Genomic DNA, 17,569 nt, shown 5'->3' on the forward strand with positions numbered 1-17,569 from the left:
GGGGTCGTGGCGTGACTGTTCGGCAAGATTAAGGTGCTATCGTGTTCGGCGCCCGACCCTTCTACCGTCTTGCTGATGAAGAGCGAGCCCGGTTTTATTTCTGCCCGAGCCTTACGCCACAAACGAGGTATGGGTCCCGCTGAATGCAACACCGCTCTCGCGAAGCCGAAGAATGACCAAAGCGACGGCGCTTTGGCTCGCCACGGCTCTGATCCAAACTAGCAAGCGTTCGATCACGCGCGTCGTGGCTAATCTCCGGATCAACGGTTTTTCGTTTGTGCTGCCGAGGTCGTGCCCATAATCGATTCTCTTTGCAGCGGGTGTTGCGCCGATACTTCGATTCCGGAACCGCCGGTAGCGATCTCGTCGGCGGTGTGCTTGTTCATCACGATGATGGAAATACGCCGGTTCATGGCGGCGAAAGGATCGTCCTTCACGAGAGGCACGCTCGACGAAAGCCCCACGACCCGCATCACCTTTTCTTCCTTCAGTCCACCCTTGACCAGTTCCTTGCGAGCCGAATTAGCTCGATCCGCAGACAACTCCCAGTTCGTATAACCCTGCCCGCGGCCAGGAAACGGTTTGGCATCGGTGTGACCTGCGATGCTGATCTTGTTCGGCAACTCGTTGATGACCGGCGCGATCTGATGGAGTATTTCCGATGCGTAGCTCTCCATTTTCGCGCTAGCCAGATTAAACATCGGGCGGCCTTCCGAATCAATGATCTGAATGCGCAGCCCTTCGTGAGTGATATCGATCCTAAGCTGATTCTTGAACTGTTGCAGCAATGGATGGGTCTCGATCATCCCTTCGATCCTTTCCTTCAATGCCTCCAGTTGAGCGATCTCTTTTTCCGACTCGGATGAATCTCCGACGATCTCTTCCAACCCCGCGTTGGTCAGCTTGACTTGTCCTTCGGACTGAGTGATGTCCTCCCCACCTCCTTGGATCACGCTTGTCGCATCTCCCGTATTCGGGCCTCCTTGGATGGATGGTTTCCAAGGATCTTTGAAGTAGTCGGCGATGCCCTGTCGAATCGCTGGCTCCGTCGTGCCTATCAGCCACATCAACAGAAAAAACGCCATCATCGCGGTGACGAAATCGGCATAAGCGAGCTTCCAAGCGCCGCCGTGACTGCCGTGGCCGCTCTTCTTAATCTTCTTGATGACGATTTGAGTCGAATTATCGGCCATACGCGGGTTCCGCTGCCCTCATCAACGGTTTTCTTTGAGATGTTTCTCTAACTCTGAGAATTCCGGGCGGTCCGAGGAAAACATCGCCTTGCGGGCGAACTCCACCGCTGTCGAGGGAGCATAGCCGTTCATTGAAGCGATGAGCCCGGCCTTAATGCTCTGGAGATACTTGGTCGATTCGGCCAGACGCTGTTCCAAAAGGCCAACCAAGGGATTAACGAACCCATAAGCCACCAAGATACCCAGGAACGTGCCTACCAGCGCAGCGGCGATAAGCTTACCGAGCTCCGCTGGCGGGAGACCGAGCCCATGGTATGCACCACCCCCATAACGGCAGCGACAATGCCGAACGCCGGCATTCCGTCCGCGAGGCGTTGCAACGCCTGTATGGGCAGATGTCCCTCTTCATGATGGGCTTCGATGTCGATGTCCATCAGATTGTCGATTTGATGGACGTCTAGACTTCCGCTCGTCATCAGGCGCAAATAATCGGTAATAAACTCCACCGCTTGACGATCGCCCAGTACCTTCGGGGCGGACTTGAACAACTCGCTCTGATCCGGCGCATCGATATCTCCTTCAATGGACAACAGTCCGTTCTGACGGATTTTGTTGAAGATTCGATACATGAGCGTCAGCGTCTCAAGATACAGCGCCTGGTTGTACCTGGACCCTTTCAAAGCTCCGAGCAACGCGCTCGCCACCGCTTTCAAGACCTTGGGGTTGTTCGAAACGACAAACGCGCCCAAGGCGCCGCCGAAAATGATGACCGCTTCATTCGGTTGAATTAATACGCCGATATGGCCTCCGGCCATCAAGAAACCGCCCAAGATGGCGCTTACGACGATGATGTAACCGATAATGACGAACATGTAGCGACTCGATCGGGGATACTTGGCTGAAGAACGGCACAAAGGCGGTTGAAGTGTTCGGTTGTCCGAACCGAAGCAGGCACCAAGAAAGTCTAGACGAAAAAATGTGGTCCTCGTCTCAAACCTGGAAACAGACTTGAAAACGGTAACAACCGTCCCAAATTGTCATTCCCATCACAAAAACTTCACTTAACCTCCGGAGGACAAACACCGTCATGACCGTAGCAGAGAGTAAGGCAACTTTTGGGTTCGAAGCGGAAGTGAAACAGCTTCTGCATCTGATGATTCACTCGCTGTACAGCAATAAGGAGATTTTTTTGCGCGAGCTTATCTCCAACGCTTCCGACGCGGCGGACAAGCTCCGTTTCCTGGCGCTTGGTAACGATGCCTTGTACGAGGGCGACAGCGAGTTGAAGATTCGGGTCGAATTCGACAAGACCAAGCGCACCCTGAGCGTTATCGACAACGGTATCGGTATGACGCGCGACGAGGTGCGCGAAAACATCGGGACCATTGCCCGCTCAGGCACGCGCCAGTTCTTCGAGTCCTTGACCGGAGACGAAGCGAAGGACAGTCAGCTCATCGGTCAATTCGGCGTCGGGTTTTATTCCGCATTTATCGTAGCCGACAAAGTCACCCTGGAAACCCGTAAGGCGGGCGTGGATGCGGCTCAGGGCGTACGCTGGGAGTCCACCGGAGAAGGCGATTACACGCTGGAAACCATCGAGAAACCCACGCACGGAACGACGGTTACCCTGCATCTCCGCGAAAGCGAGGACGAGTTTCTGGACGGCTGGAGGCTTCGGGCGATCATCCGCAAGTTCTCCGATCATATTTCGATTCCGATCCAGATGAAGAAGGAAGCGTCCGGAGACGAAAAGCCGGCCGAGGAATGGGAAACCGTCAATAGCGCATCCGCCTTGTGGGCTAAAAACCGGGACGAGATTTCCGACGAACAATACAACGAGTTCTACAAGCACGTTTCTCACGACTTCCAAGATCCCTTGGCACGCCTCCACAGCCGGGTCGAGGGCACCAATGAATACACCCTCCTTCTTTATATTCCGTCCCATGCACCGTTCGATTTGTGGGACCGCGAAGCGAAGCACGGCGTCAAGCTTTATGTCCGAAAAGTTTTCATCATGGAAGGATCGGACAAACTCATGCCGCGCTATCTGCGCTTCGTTCGCGGCGTGATCGATTCCGACTCACTGCCTTTGAATGTGTCTCGAGAAATCCTTCAGGAAAACGCACTGCTCGACAAAATCCGTTCCGGCGCTGTCAAGAAAGTACTCGGCTTATTGGAGGACATGGCCAAGAACGAGCCCGAAAAATACAAGACGTTCTGGAAGGAGTTCGGCCAAGTCCTCAAGGAAGGTCCGATCGAGGACTTCAAGAATCGAGACCGCATCGCGAAACTGTTGCGGTTCTCCTCTACTCATAGCGATTCCGAGGTTCAGGATGTATCTCTCGAGGATTATGTCAGCCGCATGAAGGAAGGGCAGGACAAGATTTATTACATCACTGCCGAAAGCTTCGCCGCGGCCAAGAACAGCCCGCATCTCGAAGTGTTCCGCCGCAAAGGACTGGAAGTACTGCTTCTGCATGATCGGATCGACGACTGGCTGGTCAGCTATCTGACTGAGTTCGAGGGTAAACATCTGCAATCGGTCGCCAAGGGCGATCTTGACCTCGGCTCGCTCACTGACGAAGCAGATAAAAAGCACGCCGAGGAGGCCAGCAAGGCGTTCCAGCCCGTTATCGACAAGATCAAACAGACGCTGGGCGACAAAGTGAGCGATGTGAAGATCAGCTCCCGCCTGACCGATTCGCCGGCCTGCCTGGTCAGCGAGGCCTATGGCATCAGCCGGACGATGGAGCGCATCATGAAATCAGTCGGCCAGAACATACCGGCTAGCAAACCGATTTTTGAGATCAATCCTGATCACCCGCTTGTCGTAAGACTCAAAGATGAAACGGACGAGTCGCGCTTCACTGATGTGGTTCACATCCTTTACGATCAAGCGGTGCTGAGCGAAGGCGGCCAGTTGGACGATGCTGCCGCGTTTGTTCGCCGCCTGAACGGCTTACTGCAGAACGTCCTGCATTAAACCTTAGGGTCTTGTTTAGCCAGATCCGCCGGGAAGCGGTTGTAAGTCGACGTTTCTTTGCCGATGAAAATTCTCTCGAAACCCGTATCGGAGTGAATGTGCACAGAACCTTCCTGCTTCTCGGCGCCACTGCCGGCTTCCTAGGCGTCGCCATGGGCGCATTCGGCGCGCATGGTCTGCGCGCGACTTTGGACGACTATCACCTCGCGATTTTTCGCACTGGCGTGGACTATCAAATGTGGCACGCGTTGGCGCTTACCTTGGTCGGGATGATGGTCAAGCAGTTCCCCGGCACGCGACTCCTTGTAGCGGCCGGATGGCTCCTATTTGCCGGCATCGTGCTTTTTTCCGGAAGCCTTTATATCTTGAGCATCGGCGGAATTCGCTGGCTGGGCTGGATCACGCCCTTTGGAGGTATGGCATTCCTAGTGGGCTGGCTCCTGCTAGGTCTGTCTGCCTGGCGGCTTGAAAACTGATCACCGCCTCAGATCTCCTCCTCGGCGCTAACGGCCGACTTGGTTCCCTCATCGTACAAGCGATTGGTGACCTCGAGAAACCACCGAGGACGCTTGATGATGACGTAAAGTCCGATCAGCCCGACAATCGGTATCGGCAAGATATCCAAGATCATCAACCCGATCAGCACAATCAGGCATTTCGCTCTCGTACTCATAAGATCAATTCCGGACGCTTGCGATAGGGCGGCCGCCTGGATCGATACCTTATTAATTAGATTTGCTGATAACCAAAATGAAAAGTGAAAACGCGAGGCATGGATGGTGTCAATACCCCGAACATTATCGGCAGCCCCCGCATACGCGGTTTCGCGATTAGTGGATTTTCGGCGGTTCGCTTTCTTGAACCAATACCCACGGGGCAACGACCACGGCCCACAAGCGAGACCGCGAATGCACCCAGCGCCTGGCATGCTCATCGGTAGCCCGCACGACTTGCCCTCTTTGGATCCAACCCTGCACGGAGACCGCATCGTCCTCGGCAATTCTCGCGGCGGTTTCGACCAGGTTCAGCTCCGGTCCGATCACGATCAAGGCACCTCGTGCGAAATGGCGCTCAAGTTCCTGCCACGTGATTTGTCCCGTTTCCTCTGCAAGTTTTCGACGAAGTTCAGTGCCGTGCATTCTGGCCGTATCGACAAAATTGAATCGAGTAGTTACAAGATCAGACAAACGCTAGGTATCGGAGATCATTCGTCAAATAGACGAAAACCGATTATGACCGTGGGAACCTGAAGATGAAAGACGGCGACACGTCGAACGCATCAAGCGCGGTTAAAAAAAGGAAGGCAGAAACAGAAGAGGTGAGGGTGGGGGGAGTGAAGTTTCTGCCTTCTGGGGAAATCGAATCTAGCGCATTCTCGTATCGCTTGTAGGGGCGAACTCAAATCAAAAATGCGCGATATATCAAAAAACCCGGTTAATCGAGGGCGGCAGATCTGATTTCCTTCTCGGCCTCCAGCCAATCTTCTACTTCATAACCCGGAACGAAACCTCGCTTTTCGGCACGATAATAAGCCGCCTCGGCGATTCTTTGGTTGATCGTGTCTTCGGAGGGAGGAGTGGTGCCTCCCGAGAAATCCTGCGTCGACTCTCCCACGATATCGTCCACGGCTTTCGGCGCTTTCCTAGCCATATGTCAGGAACCTCCTGGCTCAATTTTCTGTTTGTCTTTTCTTCCCTTAAGGGAGCTCTGAACAAGTGAATTCCGCTCATGCCTTTTCCAAAAGGCTCATGGGAGAATTCGACACTCTCTCCATGAACGGAATCGATACATTACCGTTTGTCCTAAGCCTATCCTGAGTCAAACCGAGGTACTCAGGGCGAGCGGTAACGCATCGCTGCATTGCATCCTTTCGTGGGTAGATTGTTGCGCCCCGATTGGAAGCAACTCGGTCAAAACCTCCTCAATAAACCACCACAAAGAGAGAACTTCCTTGTTCCACATTGGCATCCCAGCCGAACTTGCACAAACCCGGTCTCCTGTCGAGCAATCCGGATTCATAACGACCATGCCGGTTGAATCAAGAAAGTCCTAATCCCGCGGGACATCCAGGGTCCGTCAAGCACATCCGGTCCTTCGGCATTTCCGTATGGTTCTTTACCGCATGCCGACCCGTTTGGAACGTTTCAGTTCCGAACTGGATATCGTTCTTCGGAAGTTTTGTCAGCCCTTACGGCTGTCGAGCGAGTGGTTTTATTTAAACTCCCTACTTTCTACAGGGAGAATACGTAAGAGTTCGTATCGCGCCGAACGAATTTCCATGGTCGCGTAGTTCTCGACCTTCCCGACAACAAGGCAAGGCACATAGCCCGGGGAGCGGGCCGATATTGTTACTGTTCGCTTGAAGCGCGCAGCGTTTCAAGATCCCAGATCTTGGCTGCATCCCAACTGGTGGTAACCACCTTGCCCTGTTTGGAACATGCGATATGTTCGATCGGTCCATCATGCGCTAGCACGCTTCCCAATCGCTTCGCCTCCGCCAGATCCCACAGGTACAGTGTGCCACCTTTCGTACCCGCGGCGATCCAGCCCTTGCGACTCTCCCGGCAGAAGGCGGTAATCTCGCTCTCGTGATTTCCCAAGCTGGCGATGAGCGTGCCCAATCGCGTATCCCACAGTTCGAGAACAGACCCTTGGCGAAAAGCCACCAGGAGGCCGTCCTGGCTCAATCCCAAGAGCGATCGTTCGGTGTCGAGCTCCGACCGCTTGAGGACTTCCATGGATGCGACATCCCAAAACCAAACGTTCCGCCCTGAAGCGGTTACCAAGAGTGCTTTGCCGTCGTCTCTGCGGACGAATGCCAAGGCGCTCGCCCCTTCATGCGTGGCCCGTAGGAATTTTCCGCTGCTTGGTTCCCAAATTCCGATCGGCCCATGGGTGCTCCAGCCGATGGAATTCCCGTCCGGAGAGAATGCAACGGTCTTGACGTCATACCAGTCCACGGCGTGGTCGGCTAGAAGCTCCCCCGTTTTTTGGTCCCATAAAATGAGATATCCCGCCTCTTTTCCTGACATGCCGGCTGCAATGCGGCTCCCGTCCGGAGAATAGGCCAAGCTTTCCAGATAGCGCCCGCCCCTGGTCTGAAAGCCGTCCCTGCTGCGGATCAAACGCCTTCCCGTGAAAGCATCCCAGAAATACAGATTCCGTCCGCCTACCGCCAGAATCTCTTTTCCATCGGGAGAAAACACTGGGAGGGTAATTCCCACGCGGGGCGGTAAATGCCCTTGTTCTAGCCGAGCGACCAATCCGCGTCGGCTTTGAAGTCGGTCCAGCGCATCTAGGGCATCCCGTTCATGTGGGCAGGATTGGCAATTCCGCAAATACTTCAAGTATCCTTCGATGGTGTCTTCGGCCACGGTTTGCTTCCAGGTATCCCCCTCTGCGCCCCGCTCGCTGCGGTAGCGAAAAAGACCGACCGTGATCAGCACGGAGAGACCGAGGATGAACAAGACGATGAGCGTTTTTCGGATGAGGGACAGAAGCATTTTCATGATTAGGAGCGGAATTTATCCGTGTTTCAATGCAATAGAAACACAAGCTTATTTCTTCTAGGATCTTTTATCGCTACCGGACTACCGGCGTTCGCGGAAGGAATGCTAGCCAACGGATTACGTCCCTCGCAAGCTGATTTGTTCGGGCACCGCCTTCGGCAAGACGGCGAACCAGAGGCTCGATCGCCCCCTTTCACTATTTTTCCCATTCGAAAAGAATATCCGCGCCGCTCTGGTCATCACCGGTTTCCGACTGAAGCCGCCAATGTTCGTTGAGTTTGTAGCGCAGCCTAAAGACATTGCTCGACTGGAACAAGCCTAAACCGTATTGCAAATAAAGCCGCGGCGTCAGATATTTCCCCAGGAAGAGCGAAGTGGTGTCAGTTCCGTTCGGTGCGTCGATGCCGATTTCGTCCAACAGCCCACCCAGCCCGAAACGGCTGCTGATTTCTTTGGCGAGCATGCCTCCGGCCGCTCCGCCCAGGGAAATAGCTGCGCTTCTCAGCCTATCGCCTTCCTCGCGCGGAGCAAAATCCAGCGGCTTTCCGGCGACCAGGTAGGCGAGAATATCCGCTTCGGGCAACGGCGGGACGGAATACAAGGAGATGTTGGGCTTTTTGAGAGTTCCTAGTACCCGTACACCGGCCACCACCTGATTCAGCTTCCGCGTAACGGTAACGTCCAGTCCGGGATTGTCCACTGGCGTGTCCGTAAAGATCAGACGCCCGTCGTCTATGCTCAGGTCCACACCGTAGAAGGAATAAATGCCTTCCTTGATCGCGATTTCCCCGATTCCGTGAGCATCCTCGCCCGGCTCTTGCACGATCCTCACGCTGCCGTCGACCTTGCCTTTAAAGCCGGCCGCTTTTACTTGTATCTTGTTACCCAGGACGACCTGTACGTTGCCGTGAAGCTGAAATCCGGTTTCCGCCTCGGGCGAATCGCCGTTGACCACCACGACATCATCGGAAGGGGTCACGGCTTGTTCCTTATCGGGTATAGCGATGGATGCTTCCGGCACATCCACCCTACCCTGCACATCGATACGCTGTCCTTTGCTCCTGATCTCGATACTCGGCGACAGATAAATCTTGGCCTCGGGCGTATCGACGCCGAGGAACCGGGTTCCGTCAAAACTCAGGCTTAGCGGCCAGCCCGCGGCCGCCTCGAGCCGCCAGAGGCCACTCATCCGTAAGCGTCCTCCGCCCGAGATTGCGCTTCCTTCGAGCCGGAGTTGCCGTTGCTCCACAGAATTCGCCCGCAGTGTCAAATGTTCGACATCGATACCCAACTCGGGCACGCGAAAACCGGCATCCGGGATGTCGGCCACGAGACCCACGATAGGCGCACGCGCCGTACCGGCGATCTCCAGATCTCCCCTGAACGATCCACTCAGTCCTTCGACACGCTCCAGCCAAGGCTCGAACACCGCCAGGCTTTCCAAATTCGCCGTCAGGCGTCCCTCTATCGGAAGGTCTTGAAGCTCGGATAGTCGGAAAGCTCCCCGACTTTCCAGCGAACCCCGAATATCTGCGAGCCCGGCCTGACTGATTGTGAGTTGCATCGTCAACCTACGGCCGACGAGATCGGCGTGTACCGATGCCGTTTCCGGCTTTATGCGAACCTTTTTCGATTCGCTGACGGCGAGGTCCAGCGCGATGCCCTCCGGCTGGATATCGAGAACGCCCCGGTCCAACAGGTCGTCTTTTCCACGGAACACAGCATTCCCGTTTAGGACGCCGGTCATCGCAACTGACTGCGGCAATTCTTTTTGCAATATATTTAACGGAAGCCCGGACACACGGGTCGTGCCCCACCACGCGCCCGCCTCGTCGATCCCTCCTCCGACACACCAGAATGCGTCGTGGTTGGTCAGACAGATTTCCTCGATCCTGCTTTCCGCTTTCGCGAGTTTCAGGCCGGCTGGCCGGCGCAGGGTCCAGGAACCCGCCCGAGGCTCCGCTATATCGAACCGACTCAGCACACCGCTCCACGCATCGTCTTTCAGTCCGCCTTCCGCTTCGAAAGCGAACGTATAGGGTGGGCCGTCTATCCGACCGGTCAAGCGGTGCCGCTCCCGGCTGCCCCGGCCGGAAAGCGATACCGTCATGATGTAGTCCTTGAAACGAACCCCATTCCCGCGCAGATCGAAAACCACCGGCGCATTAGGCTCGACGCCTGCGTCAAGGGTCAGTCTCAAGTCCCGCGCGCCGTAATCCGGGAATCGCAAACCGGCGACATGAAGCTCCGCTTTGACGGCGGGCGCCGACCGCGGCCCTTCAAGTTTTCCGCTGCTCGTCATCCGACTGCCGGCCCCCGGCAGCCAGAGCCCCAGATCGTCGCACCTCAGCGTCCAACGGAGATCTGTTTGCGGCCCCCAGGTACCATCCACCCTCAAAGCTGTGGACGCGCTGTCCACTCGCAAATCTCGGAAAACGACTGCGTCTGCCGGAAAACCCAGGCTTCCTTTCGCTCGCACCCGCTGTTCACGGATACGACCGTCGAGCTCGACCCGAAGGTCTGAACGGGTTCCTGTTACGCTCAAACGTCCTTCCGGACTACGCCACTCGCTATCCGCTCGTAGCGGCCAGTACAGATTCTTCCAGCGGGCTTCCAAGCCGATTTCAGGGGTATCTTGAAGATTCCGGACCCGCCCTGCAACAATGAACTCCGTCCCGGTCTCCGGGAGACGCAGGACCAACGTTTCCAGACCTAGTTCGCCAGGTCCGCGGTAGCGCAGGTCCAGGCGTCCTTGAGCTTGGCCCACGTCGGGTACGACCAAGGTGAAATCTCCGAAAACCGCGGCCTCGCTGCCGGTGCCCTCGCCCTTGAGATGCGCGAAAAAAGGCCAAGCCTTCCAGTCCGGATCGATCCGATCCAGTGGAGATTCGGGAAGATCGATCTCTGCGCTCCAGGTAACCGCGTCCTCTCGGATCGAGACGTTCGCCGTCACGCTCATCGCCGTCGGGGCCGTAATCTGCTGAACCGTCGAAATCCGATCCAGGTTTCCTGTTATCTTTCCGCTTCCGGCGATTCTCGGCCTCTCTGACAAGGTTACGTTCCACGCCGTATCAAGGTCGATAGGTTGCGTTTCGCCGGGAGCAATGCTCCCATTGAGCGATACATCGCCTTCAGGCGCTGTCACCACTAGCCGAACCACTGTCATCCGACCTTCCCGGATGTTCAGGCCGGCATCGATCCGATCCAGCCGGATCGGTTCCTCCGCTTCCGAGGACCGCCAACTCGCATGGCGAATTTCGAAATCGTCGATCGCCACATCCAGCGGCAAACGTAAATCGGGCAATCTTGGAGTACTTGGCTCCGGCGCCGTATCGGCAGTCTGTACAACACGGACGTCATCCACGTGAACGGCGTTAAGCTGTAAGGTTCTTCGCAGCAGGGATCCAGGCCGCCACTCGACGGCAAAATCCCCAACCTCTACGCTCCATCGCTCATCTCGGTAACGTACATCCCGTAGCGAAAATCCGCCCAGTACCGAACCCACCGTTCGCCCGACGCTCAACTGATCGAAGCCGAGTTCCATTCCGCGAACCAACCAATTCAAGCCGGTTTCCGTCATTAGCAACACATGGCCCAAGACAATGAGGACCAGAAAGCCGACAAGTGCGGCCACCAAAACACGCCTCATAGATCGGGCCCAAGAATCAGATGGACCTGAAACGAGTCTTCCGCTTTGGACAGCGGCACGGCGAAATCGAGCCGAACCGGCCCTACGGGCGAGCGCCAGCGCGCGCCGAGGCCGACGCCGTGACTGAACGGCTCGTCTAAACGGTTGGCGGCCCGTCCCACATCGTAGAACACAGCCACCCCCCAAGGGCCGAACAGCGTTCGCTCGTATTCGAGGCTGCCGATGGTCAGATAGCGCCCGCCGATACGGTCCCCATCCGCGTTCCTAGCGCTGATCTCGTTCAGTCGGTAACCGCGCACCGATTTGTCTCCGCCGGCGTAAAAGCGTTGGGTCAGCGGCAGTTCGCGGAATCGGTCTGTGCCGATGTAGCCGAGTTGGGTGCGCGCGATCACCCGGTTGCGCTCCCCAAGGCTATAGATGCCCTTGGCATTGAGCCGCAGACTGAAGAACGAAACATCCGACAGCAGGTCTTTCCAGGCTCCGGTCCCGATCAGATCCACACGCGCCCCGCGTTCCGGATTCATCACGTTTTCCGTGCTCAACCAGGTGTACGTGACGCTTGGAAGCAGCAAAACCGAGGTCTGAGGCCCCTCCCCCACATTGAAGCGCTCGCGCTGTAAATCCAGCGACAATATTTCCCGCAACCACCAGCGTCCGGTAGAATGCCTGACGCCGATTCGAGAGATTTCGGCCGTTCCGGCCAAGGTATCCTGGGTGCCGATTTGCGCAGCGAAGCCCAGCTCGTCTTTATCCGGCCGCCTCAAGGGAATGGCGTATAGCGCGTCCAGTCTGGTCTGGATCAGCGATAACCGCAGATCGACGTAGACACTGTGGCCATGGCGGTTCAAGTACCGATTGCGATAGCCCAAGGTTGCACGCGGCCCGGTGTCGGTGCCGTATCCCACACCTGCCTGATACCGGTTTTTCGGTTGCATCGCCAACTTCACTGAAATCGGAACTTCTCTTGCTTTGGCTTGTTCGGGATGAGGAACGACATCGGCCTTGGAGAAATAACTGCTGTCGAGCAGGCTTTTCTGAAACCTCACCAGGGTTGCGGCACGAAATGGCTCGCCCGGCCGGAAATTTACGAATCGTTCGAGTAGAGACGGCTCGAGCGGCGTTTCTGAGAACGATACTTCGCCGAAGCGGTAGCGCGGACCGGTATCGAAATGCAGATGGATCTCGGCTCGATAATCCCGGAGATACACCTCAATCTCGGCACGGGTAAACCGGGCGTCAAAAAACCCGAACTCGTCGGCCGTTTCCGAGAATGCATCCTTTCCCCTTTCATAACGGGTCTGATCGAGCACATCGCCCGCTTTGAGCGGAAAACGCGTGATCAAGGTCTTGAACTCGGGCAGTTCGAGACCTTCACCGGTCAAACGCACATCCACTGCGCTCAGCTTGATCGGATCGCCAGGGTCGATTCGATAGACAGCAAGCCAGCCCGATCCTTCGCGTTTCAGCGCCGCATCGATTTTCGGGCGGTAGTAGCCGAACGGCTCCAAGGCTTTTCGAATTTCGTCCGGCGCGCGCTCGTGAGCAATGTGAACCCTGTGAGCGTCGCTCATGTTCTCCGCTTGGGCAATGGTCAACAGTGCGCGGATATTCCTTTCTAATTTCTCGTCTGGCCCCTCGATTCTGACCGTAACCTGCTCGGCACTCCACGCAGTCATCAGCCAAATCGAACAGCCCAACAAAAACATCCACCGCACTCGCGCTCCCCCTACCCCTGCGACGAATTACATGCAATGCAAATTGTCCAATAATCGCAAAGGCTATTGATAAGGAAAAGGAAAGGAGAAGCAAACATGGGACTTTTCGATTTTGCTAGGGACATTGGACATCGGCTTTTCACCGAAGAAGGCCACGCCGCTCGAAAAATAGAAGAGCACATCAACCAAAACAATCCCGGTATCAAGAACCTAAAAGTGGATTTCCGGGATTCCGTCGCCTATCTCTCAGGCGAGGCCGAATCAGCGGAGGCCGTGCAGAAAGCAGCCCTAATGGCCGGCAACATCAAAGGCGTTGAAGCTGTGAAAGTCGAAGGTGTCAAGCTGCCGGCCGGAGTATCGAGTCCCGAGACTGTGGAGACATTCGGCGAGACGCAGTATTACGTCATTCAGCCCGGTGATACGCTGTCGAAAATCGCACAGCGGTTCTACAAGGATGCCAATAAATACTCAAAGATCTTCGAAGCAAACCGGGAGGTCATCAAGGATCCCGACTTGATATTTCCGGGGCAGAAGATACGGATTCCAATCGAGCACTGAACTGACAAAGTCTCTACTCCCGACCTATTTGGCGAGCCTTGAACAAAGGGGCTCGTCTTCGGCTCTGGTGGCGTCGTCGGGGAAACGGCTGCGTCAAGGCAAGGTCACTGGGCTGCCGCTTATCGCCAATCTGGCATTTGCGATACTGCTAACGCAAAAACGATGACTTGCACCGTTCTGTCTGAAACTTGGGAGGCATCGGCGAAGCGCCGTCGCTGGTAAGTGGACTGTTGGCATCGAAGGCATATATTGGTCGGATTGCCGATCCGGGTGCCGACGACCGCCTGGGGATCGTGGTTAGCCGGTAGCCCAGAAAATGTGCAATATAGAAATGCGAGGTACCACCCTTCCGCACCTGACCACGCCAGCTTCCCTTTCATTCCGTCCGGGATCCGCTCACTTCCATGACGGTATCGACGGCGCGGCCGATTGAACGTAGCGTAGCCCGCTCTTTGAGATTCACCGGCAACTGCCGGCTCAATTGGCGTGGCCGATTCCAATTCAAAGAGCCATTCATCAAAGCGGGACCCTTCGCGATTGGCTCCGGTAGATGAACAGTTTATAGAACCGGCTCGCCCGTGGGTGGCATCGGAAACGAATTCCACTAGGACGTACGTGCTCCCGTGCAGAACTCCACCGATGCGCTACCTTCGGCATCGCAACCTACGCGGACCCCAGGCAAAGCGCATTAATCGCTAATCTCTTCGTTGATAGGACGATACCGCTTTTTTTCATAAGTACCGATGGTAATGGCCGATATCGGCCGAGAGGCAGACAACGGAGTCGAAACCGGTGACCATTCAGTGACCACATTTCGGGCATTTAAATCCTAATAAAAGCTGTAGGGGTAGATTTAGCACAGAGGCGAGATGAAGTACTTCATCAACGACCCAGGAATCAAGATGAGCCAAATCACCGCTCTCGATATGTCACCGCCGATGTAAAAATGACCCCTGACACCGAAGTAAATTTGACCCCTTGGGGGAAAATGGCGGCTTTTTTGAGCCGCGGAAATGTTGACTCAGGAGCAGTCAGTGGAGATCAAAGTATTGGCCCGACAGGGCCATGGCATCAAAGCCATCGCGCGGGAGCTGGGCGTCTCGCGCAACACGGTACGCAAGTACCTGCGCAGCGAAAGCGCGTTGCCCCGGTACCGGCTGCGGGCGCCCCGCCCCTGCAAGTTGGATCCCTTCAAAGCCTATCTGCAGCAACGCATCGAGGCGGCACGTCCGCATTGGATTCCGGCCACGGTGCTGCTGCGAGAGCTTCGTGAACGGGGCTATGCAGGCGGCATCAGCCAGCTCAAGGCGTATCTCGCCCCCTTCAAACGGCGACCGGAAGAACCGGTGGTCCGCTTTGAAACCCCACCGGGCCGCCAGATGCAGGCCGATTTCACGACGATCCGGCGGGGGCGCGATCCGCTCAAAGCCTTCGTGGCCACGCTGGGGTTCAGTCGCGCCACGTTCGTGCGCTTTTCCGACCGCGAGGACAGCGCGGCCTGGTTGACGGGGCTGCGCGAGGCCCTCCACTACTTCGGCGGGGTGCCCGAAGAGGTGCTGTTCGACAATGCCGGCGCCATCATCACCGAACGGGACGCCTACGGTGAAGGCCGGCACCGCTGGCACCCGGCCCTGTACGCGCTGGCCGGGGCGTATGGCTTCCGGCCCAAGGTCTGCCGGCCGTACCGGGCCCAAACCAAGGGCAAGGTGGAGCGCTTCAACGGATACCTGAAAGCCAGCTTCATCACGCCACTGGCGGCCACGCTCAAGAGCGCCGGCTTGACACTCGATGTCGAGACCGCCAATGCCCAGATCGGCCCCTGGCTCGATCAGGTGGCGCATCAACGGGTGCACGGCACCACCGGCGTACAGCCCGCGGTGCGATTGGCCGAAGAGCGCCTCGCCCTGCGGCCGTTGCCGGTTCAGGCACCCCAAGGCTTGCCGGCACCCCAGCGGCACGTTGGCCGCGTCTTGCCCCATGACAGCCTGCAACATCCCCTGTCGGTGTACGACCAGTTGCTGGAGGTGACGGCATGAATCTGCAGCACGCCCGGATTACCGAACTCAGCCAAAGCCTGAAGCTCGAGCGGATCGGGTCGGACTGGCCCCACCTGGCCCAGCAGGCCGCCGATCGCGAGGAGAGCTTTGCCGACTTCCTCGAGAAACTGCTCATCGCCGAGGCCAAGGCCCGCGCCGAACGCACCCGGCAGACCTTGCTCAAGATGGCCACCTTGCCGGTCGTGAAGACTTTGGAGCAGTACGACTTTGCTTTCTCCTTGGGAGCGCCCCGGGCCCAGCTCCAGGAACTGGCGGGTTTGAGCTTTATCGAGCGCACCGAGAACATCGTCCTGCTCGGCCCCAGCGGGGTTGGTAAAACCCATCTGGCGATCGCCTTGGCCTACCGCGCGGTGATGGCCGGCCTCAAGACACGCTTCGTCACCGCCGCCGATCTGATGTTGCAACTCACCGCCGCACACCGCCAGGAGCGTCTCAAGGAGTACTTCAACCGGGTCGTGATGGCGCCCAGGCTGTTGGTCATCGATGAGATCGGCTATCTGCCGCTCGGACGTGACGAAGCGAATCTCTTCTTCAACGTCGTCGCCAAGCGCTACGAGCGCGGCAGCCTGATTCTCACCAGCAACCTGCCGTTCACCCAGTGGGCGGGCACCTTTGCCGATGATCAGACCCTGACGGCCGCGATGCTGGATCGGCTCCTGCATCACGCCCACATCGTGCAAATCACCGGCGACAGTTACCGATTGAAGGACAAGCGCAAGGCAGGAACAACCCCGCCGCAGACAGCGGCCGTCGAATAACTTTTGGGCCTCAAGGGGTCAATTTTACTTCGGCGATAAACCCTCAAAAGGGGTCACTTTTCAGTCGGCGTTGACACTTCCGAGCCGCAACCGGATATTTCGATCGTAAAGGCGCAAAAGGATCGGTATGCCTCCGCCCATCCTGGTCCCGAGGACATCCTACTCCTGATCGAAGTCGCCGATGCATCTCTCGAATACGACCGCCCGGTCAAAATTCCTCTGTACGGCCGCCACGGTATTCCGGAAGTCTGGCTGGTTGATCTCGAAAGCCGAACAGTTGAGGTGTTTCGTGAACCGTCAGCGGAGGGCTATCGCTCACTGCAACGGCACGGCGCAGGCGAACACCTGAAACCTCTGGCGCTTCCAGAAATCGATGTGGATCTTACGGAGGTGTTGGGTTGACCGCCGCCGTCCAACTCTAGAATTGAGTTATCCGGTAGTTGCCAGTGATGTCGCTCGGGAAACTCTCCGCAAGGCGATGAGCATCCGTCTGCGCCCTTGTCAAAACTTAACCGGCGGCGGCGATGTCAAGATCGATGGCAGACCGGTAGCTATGCCTCTGGCGTCATGACAACGCAGTTCCCGCCTCAGCGATTACAGCATGCGAGCCATCACCAGGGCGTCTTCCCTTCCGTTTCGAGCGGGATAATAGCCTTTTCGGGTACCGATCTCGTTGAATCCCAGCCGATGATAAAGCTTGATGGCCGCCGTGTTGGACGGACGCACTTCTAGGAAGATCGTTTCGGCTTTGTGCTCCTTGGCGACCGCCATGAGTTTTTCCAGCATGAGTCTCCCGTAACCCCGCCCCTGATTCTCTGGCGACACGCAGAGATTGAGCACGTGCGATTCGCCCGCCCCAACCGACGCGATGCCGTAGCTCACGACCTGCCCGGCCTTTTCGCCGACCCAGCAGCAATACCCTACCGAGTAACAGTCGCGAAAGGTGCTGGGCTCCCAGGGAAATTCATAAGCGCTTTGCTCGATGGCGGCCACCACTTTGAGGTCGGACCGCCGCATTGGGCGGATGATCAACTCGGCATTTTTCACGAGACTGGGAAAGTGTCGGTAATAAAACTCGGTTTCGGCATCATAACCGATGAATTTCCTGATGCGCTCGAACAAGTCGAACAAATCGAACATGGCGGAC

At 56.8% G+C, this 17,569-nt stretch carries 15 protein-coding genes and 1 pseudogene; 6 read left to right on the forward strand and 10 right to left on the reverse strand.

Features of this window, described 5'->3' with window-relative positions:
- Positions 1-260: 260 nt before the first annotated feature.
- Genes motB through QEN43_RS06445 form a run of 3 tightly spaced genes read right to left on the reverse strand, consistent with a single transcriptional unit; the run spans position 261 to position 2,065 of the window.
- Complete coding sequence (gene motB, locus QEN43_RS06435) at positions 261-1,193, reverse strand: flagellar motor protein MotB (RefSeq protein ID WP_026610797.1); 933 nt, start codon at positions 1,191-1,193, stop codon at positions 261-263.
- 21 nt (positions 1,194-1,214) lie between these two features.
- Positions 1,215-1,427: a MotA/TolQ/ExbB proton channel family protein gene (locus QEN43_RS06440; RefSeq protein ID WP_317963852.1), complete on the reverse strand. Its 213-nt coding sequence runs from the start codon at positions 1,425-1,427 to the stop codon at positions 1,215-1,217.
- 20 nt (positions 1,428-1,447) lie between these two features.
- Positions 1,448-2,065 carry a motility-associated protein gene (locus QEN43_RS06445; RefSeq protein ID WP_317963853.1) on the reverse strand — a complete coding sequence of 206 codons (618 nt, stop codon included), beginning with the start codon at positions 2,063-2,065 and terminating at the stop codon, positions 1,448-1,450.
- A gap of 215 nt (positions 2,066-2,280) precedes the next feature.
- On the opposite strand from QEN43_RS06445, the gene htpG reads away from it, so the two are divergent.
- Complete coding sequence (gene htpG / locus QEN43_RS06450; RefSeq protein ID WP_026610795.1) at positions 2,281-4,176, forward strand: molecular chaperone HtpG; 1,896 nt, start codon at positions 2,281-2,283, stop codon at positions 4,174-4,176.
- 98 nt (positions 4,177-4,274) lie between these two features.
- The gene (locus tag QEN43_RS06455; RefSeq protein WP_026610794.1) at positions 4,275-4,652 is read left to right on the forward strand and encodes a DUF423 domain-containing protein; all 378 of its coding nucleotides are present in this window, start codon (positions 4,275-4,277) and stop codon (positions 4,650-4,652) included.
- Between the two features lie 8 nt (positions 4,653-4,660).
- Here QEN43_RS06455 and QEN43_RS06460 read toward each other — a convergent pair whose 3' ends face one another.
- The 6 genes from QEN43_RS06460 to QEN43_RS06485 form a co-directional block, all read right to left on the reverse strand.
- A complete protein-coding gene (locus QEN43_RS06460) occupies positions 4,661-4,849 on the reverse strand; it encodes a hypothetical protein (RefSeq protein WP_036268999.1) in 189 nt (62 codons plus the stop codon).
- A gap of 157 nt (positions 4,850-5,006) precedes the next feature.
- Complete coding sequence (locus tag QEN43_RS06465) at positions 5,007-5,315, reverse strand: DUF2288 domain-containing protein (protein WP_026610793.1); 309 nt, start codon at positions 5,313-5,315, stop codon at positions 5,007-5,009.
- A 295-nt stretch (positions 5,316-5,610) separates the two neighbouring features.
- The gene (locus QEN43_RS06470) at positions 5,611-5,826 is read right to left on the reverse strand and encodes a DUF2934 domain-containing protein (protein WP_036268996.1); all 216 of its coding nucleotides are present in this window, start codon (positions 5,824-5,826) and stop codon (positions 5,611-5,613) included.
- Between the two features lie 698 nt (positions 5,827-6,524).
- Positions 6,525-7,685: a WD40 repeat domain-containing protein gene (locus QEN43_RS06475; protein ID WP_026610792.1), complete on the reverse strand. Its 1,161-nt coding sequence runs from the start codon at positions 7,683-7,685 to the stop codon at positions 6,525-6,527.
- Positions 7,686-7,881: 196 nt separating this feature from the next.
- Positions 7,882-11,319 carry a translocation/assembly module TamB domain-containing protein gene (locus QEN43_RS06480; RefSeq protein WP_317963854.1) on the reverse strand — a complete coding sequence of 1,146 codons (3,438 nt, stop codon included), beginning with the start codon at positions 11,317-11,319 and terminating at the stop codon, positions 7,882-7,884.
- Between the two features lie 11 nt (positions 11,320-11,330).
- Complete coding sequence (locus QEN43_RS06485; RefSeq protein WP_051331793.1) at positions 11,331-13,040, reverse strand: autotransporter assembly complex protein TamA; 1,710 nt, start codon at positions 13,038-13,040, stop codon at positions 11,331-11,333.
- A 105-nt stretch (positions 13,041-13,145) separates the two neighbouring features.
- Here QEN43_RS06485 and lysM point away from each other — a divergent pair, with 105 nt between their 5' ends.
- The 4 genes and pseudogenes from lysM to QEN43_RS06505 all read left to right on the forward strand — a co-directional run.
- Positions 13,146-13,607, forward strand: coding sequence for a peptidoglycan-binding protein LysM (gene lysM, locus QEN43_RS06490; RefSeq protein WP_026610789.1), 462 nt, complete (start codon positions 13,146-13,148; stop codon positions 13,605-13,607).
- Positions 13,608-14,620: 1,013 nt separating this feature from the next.
- Positions 14,621-15,643: an IS21 family transposase gene (istA, locus tag QEN43_RS06495; protein ID WP_026609734.1), complete on the forward strand. Its 1,023-nt coding sequence runs from the start codon at positions 14,621-14,623 to the stop codon at positions 15,641-15,643.
- Complete coding sequence (gene istB / locus QEN43_RS06500; RefSeq protein WP_026609733.1) at positions 15,640-16,422, forward strand: IS21-like element helper ATPase IstB; 783 nt, start codon at positions 15,640-15,642, stop codon at positions 16,420-16,422. The genes istA and istB overlap by 4 nt, the downstream gene beginning before the upstream one ends.
- Before the next feature lie 84 nt (positions 16,423-16,506).
- Positions 16,507-16,824, forward strand: a pseudogene (locus tag QEN43_RS06505) (Uma2 family endonuclease); the annotation flags it as partial.
- Positions 16,825-17,016: 192 nt separating this feature from the next.
- Here the strand turns inward: QEN43_RS06505 and rimI are convergent.
- Complete coding sequence (gene rimI, locus QEN43_RS06510; protein WP_036268247.1) at positions 17,017-17,562, reverse strand: ribosomal protein S18-alanine N-acetyltransferase; 546 nt, start codon at positions 17,560-17,562, stop codon at positions 17,017-17,019.
- Between the last annotated feature and the right edge of the window lie 7 nt (positions 17,563-17,569).

The organism is Methylocaldum szegediense, from assembly GCF_949769195.1.
GTDB classification, from domain to species: Bacteria; Pseudomonadota; Gammaproteobacteria; order Methylococcales; family Methylococcaceae; genus Methylocaldum; species Methylocaldum szegediense.

Excerpts from the sequence above, each read along its gene's own strand:
- istA (WP_026609734.1), top strand. The coding sequence starts at position 14,621 with ATGTTGACTCAGGAGCAGTCAGTGGAGATCAAAGTATTGGCCCGACAG.
- QEN43_RS06485 (WP_051331793.1), bottom strand. The coding sequence starts at position 13,040 with ATGTTTTTGTTGGGCTGTTCGATTTGGCTGATGACTGCGTGGAGTGCC.
- motB (WP_026610797.1), bottom strand. The coding sequence starts at position 1,193 with ATGGCCGATAATTCGACTCAAATCGTCATCAAGAAGATTAAGAAGAGC.
- QEN43_RS06475 (WP_026610792.1), bottom strand. The coding sequence starts at position 7,685 with ATGAAAATGCTTCTGTCCCTCATCCGAAAAACGCTCATCGTCTTGTTC.
- QEN43_RS06460 (WP_036268999.1), bottom strand. The coding sequence starts at position 4,849 with ATGAGTACGAGAGCGAAATGCCTGATTGTGCTGATCGGGTTGATGATC.
- rimI (WP_036268247.1), bottom strand. The coding sequence starts at position 17,562 with ATGTTCGATTTGTTCGACTTGTTCGAGCGCATCAGGAAATTCATCGGT.
- QEN43_RS06470 (WP_036268996.1), bottom strand. The coding sequence starts at position 5,826 with ATGGCTAGGAAAGCGCCGAAAGCCGTGGACGATATCGTGGGAGAGTCG.
- lysM (WP_026610789.1), top strand. The coding sequence starts at position 13,146 with ATGGGACTTTTCGATTTTGCTAGGGACATTGGACATCGGCTTTTCACC.
- htpG (WP_026610795.1), top strand. The coding sequence starts at position 2,281 with ATGACCGTAGCAGAGAGTAAGGCAACTTTTGGGTTCGAAGCGGAAGTG.
- QEN43_RS06465 (WP_026610793.1), bottom strand. The coding sequence starts at position 5,315 with ATGCACGGCACTGAACTTCGTCGAAAACTTGCAGAGGAAACGGGACAA.
- istB (WP_026609733.1), top strand. The coding sequence starts at position 15,640 with ATGAATCTGCAGCACGCCCGGATTACCGAACTCAGCCAAAGCCTGAAG.
- QEN43_RS06445 (WP_317963853.1), bottom strand. The coding sequence starts at position 2,065 with ATGTTCGTCATTATCGGTTACATCATCGTCGTAAGCGCCATCTTGGGC.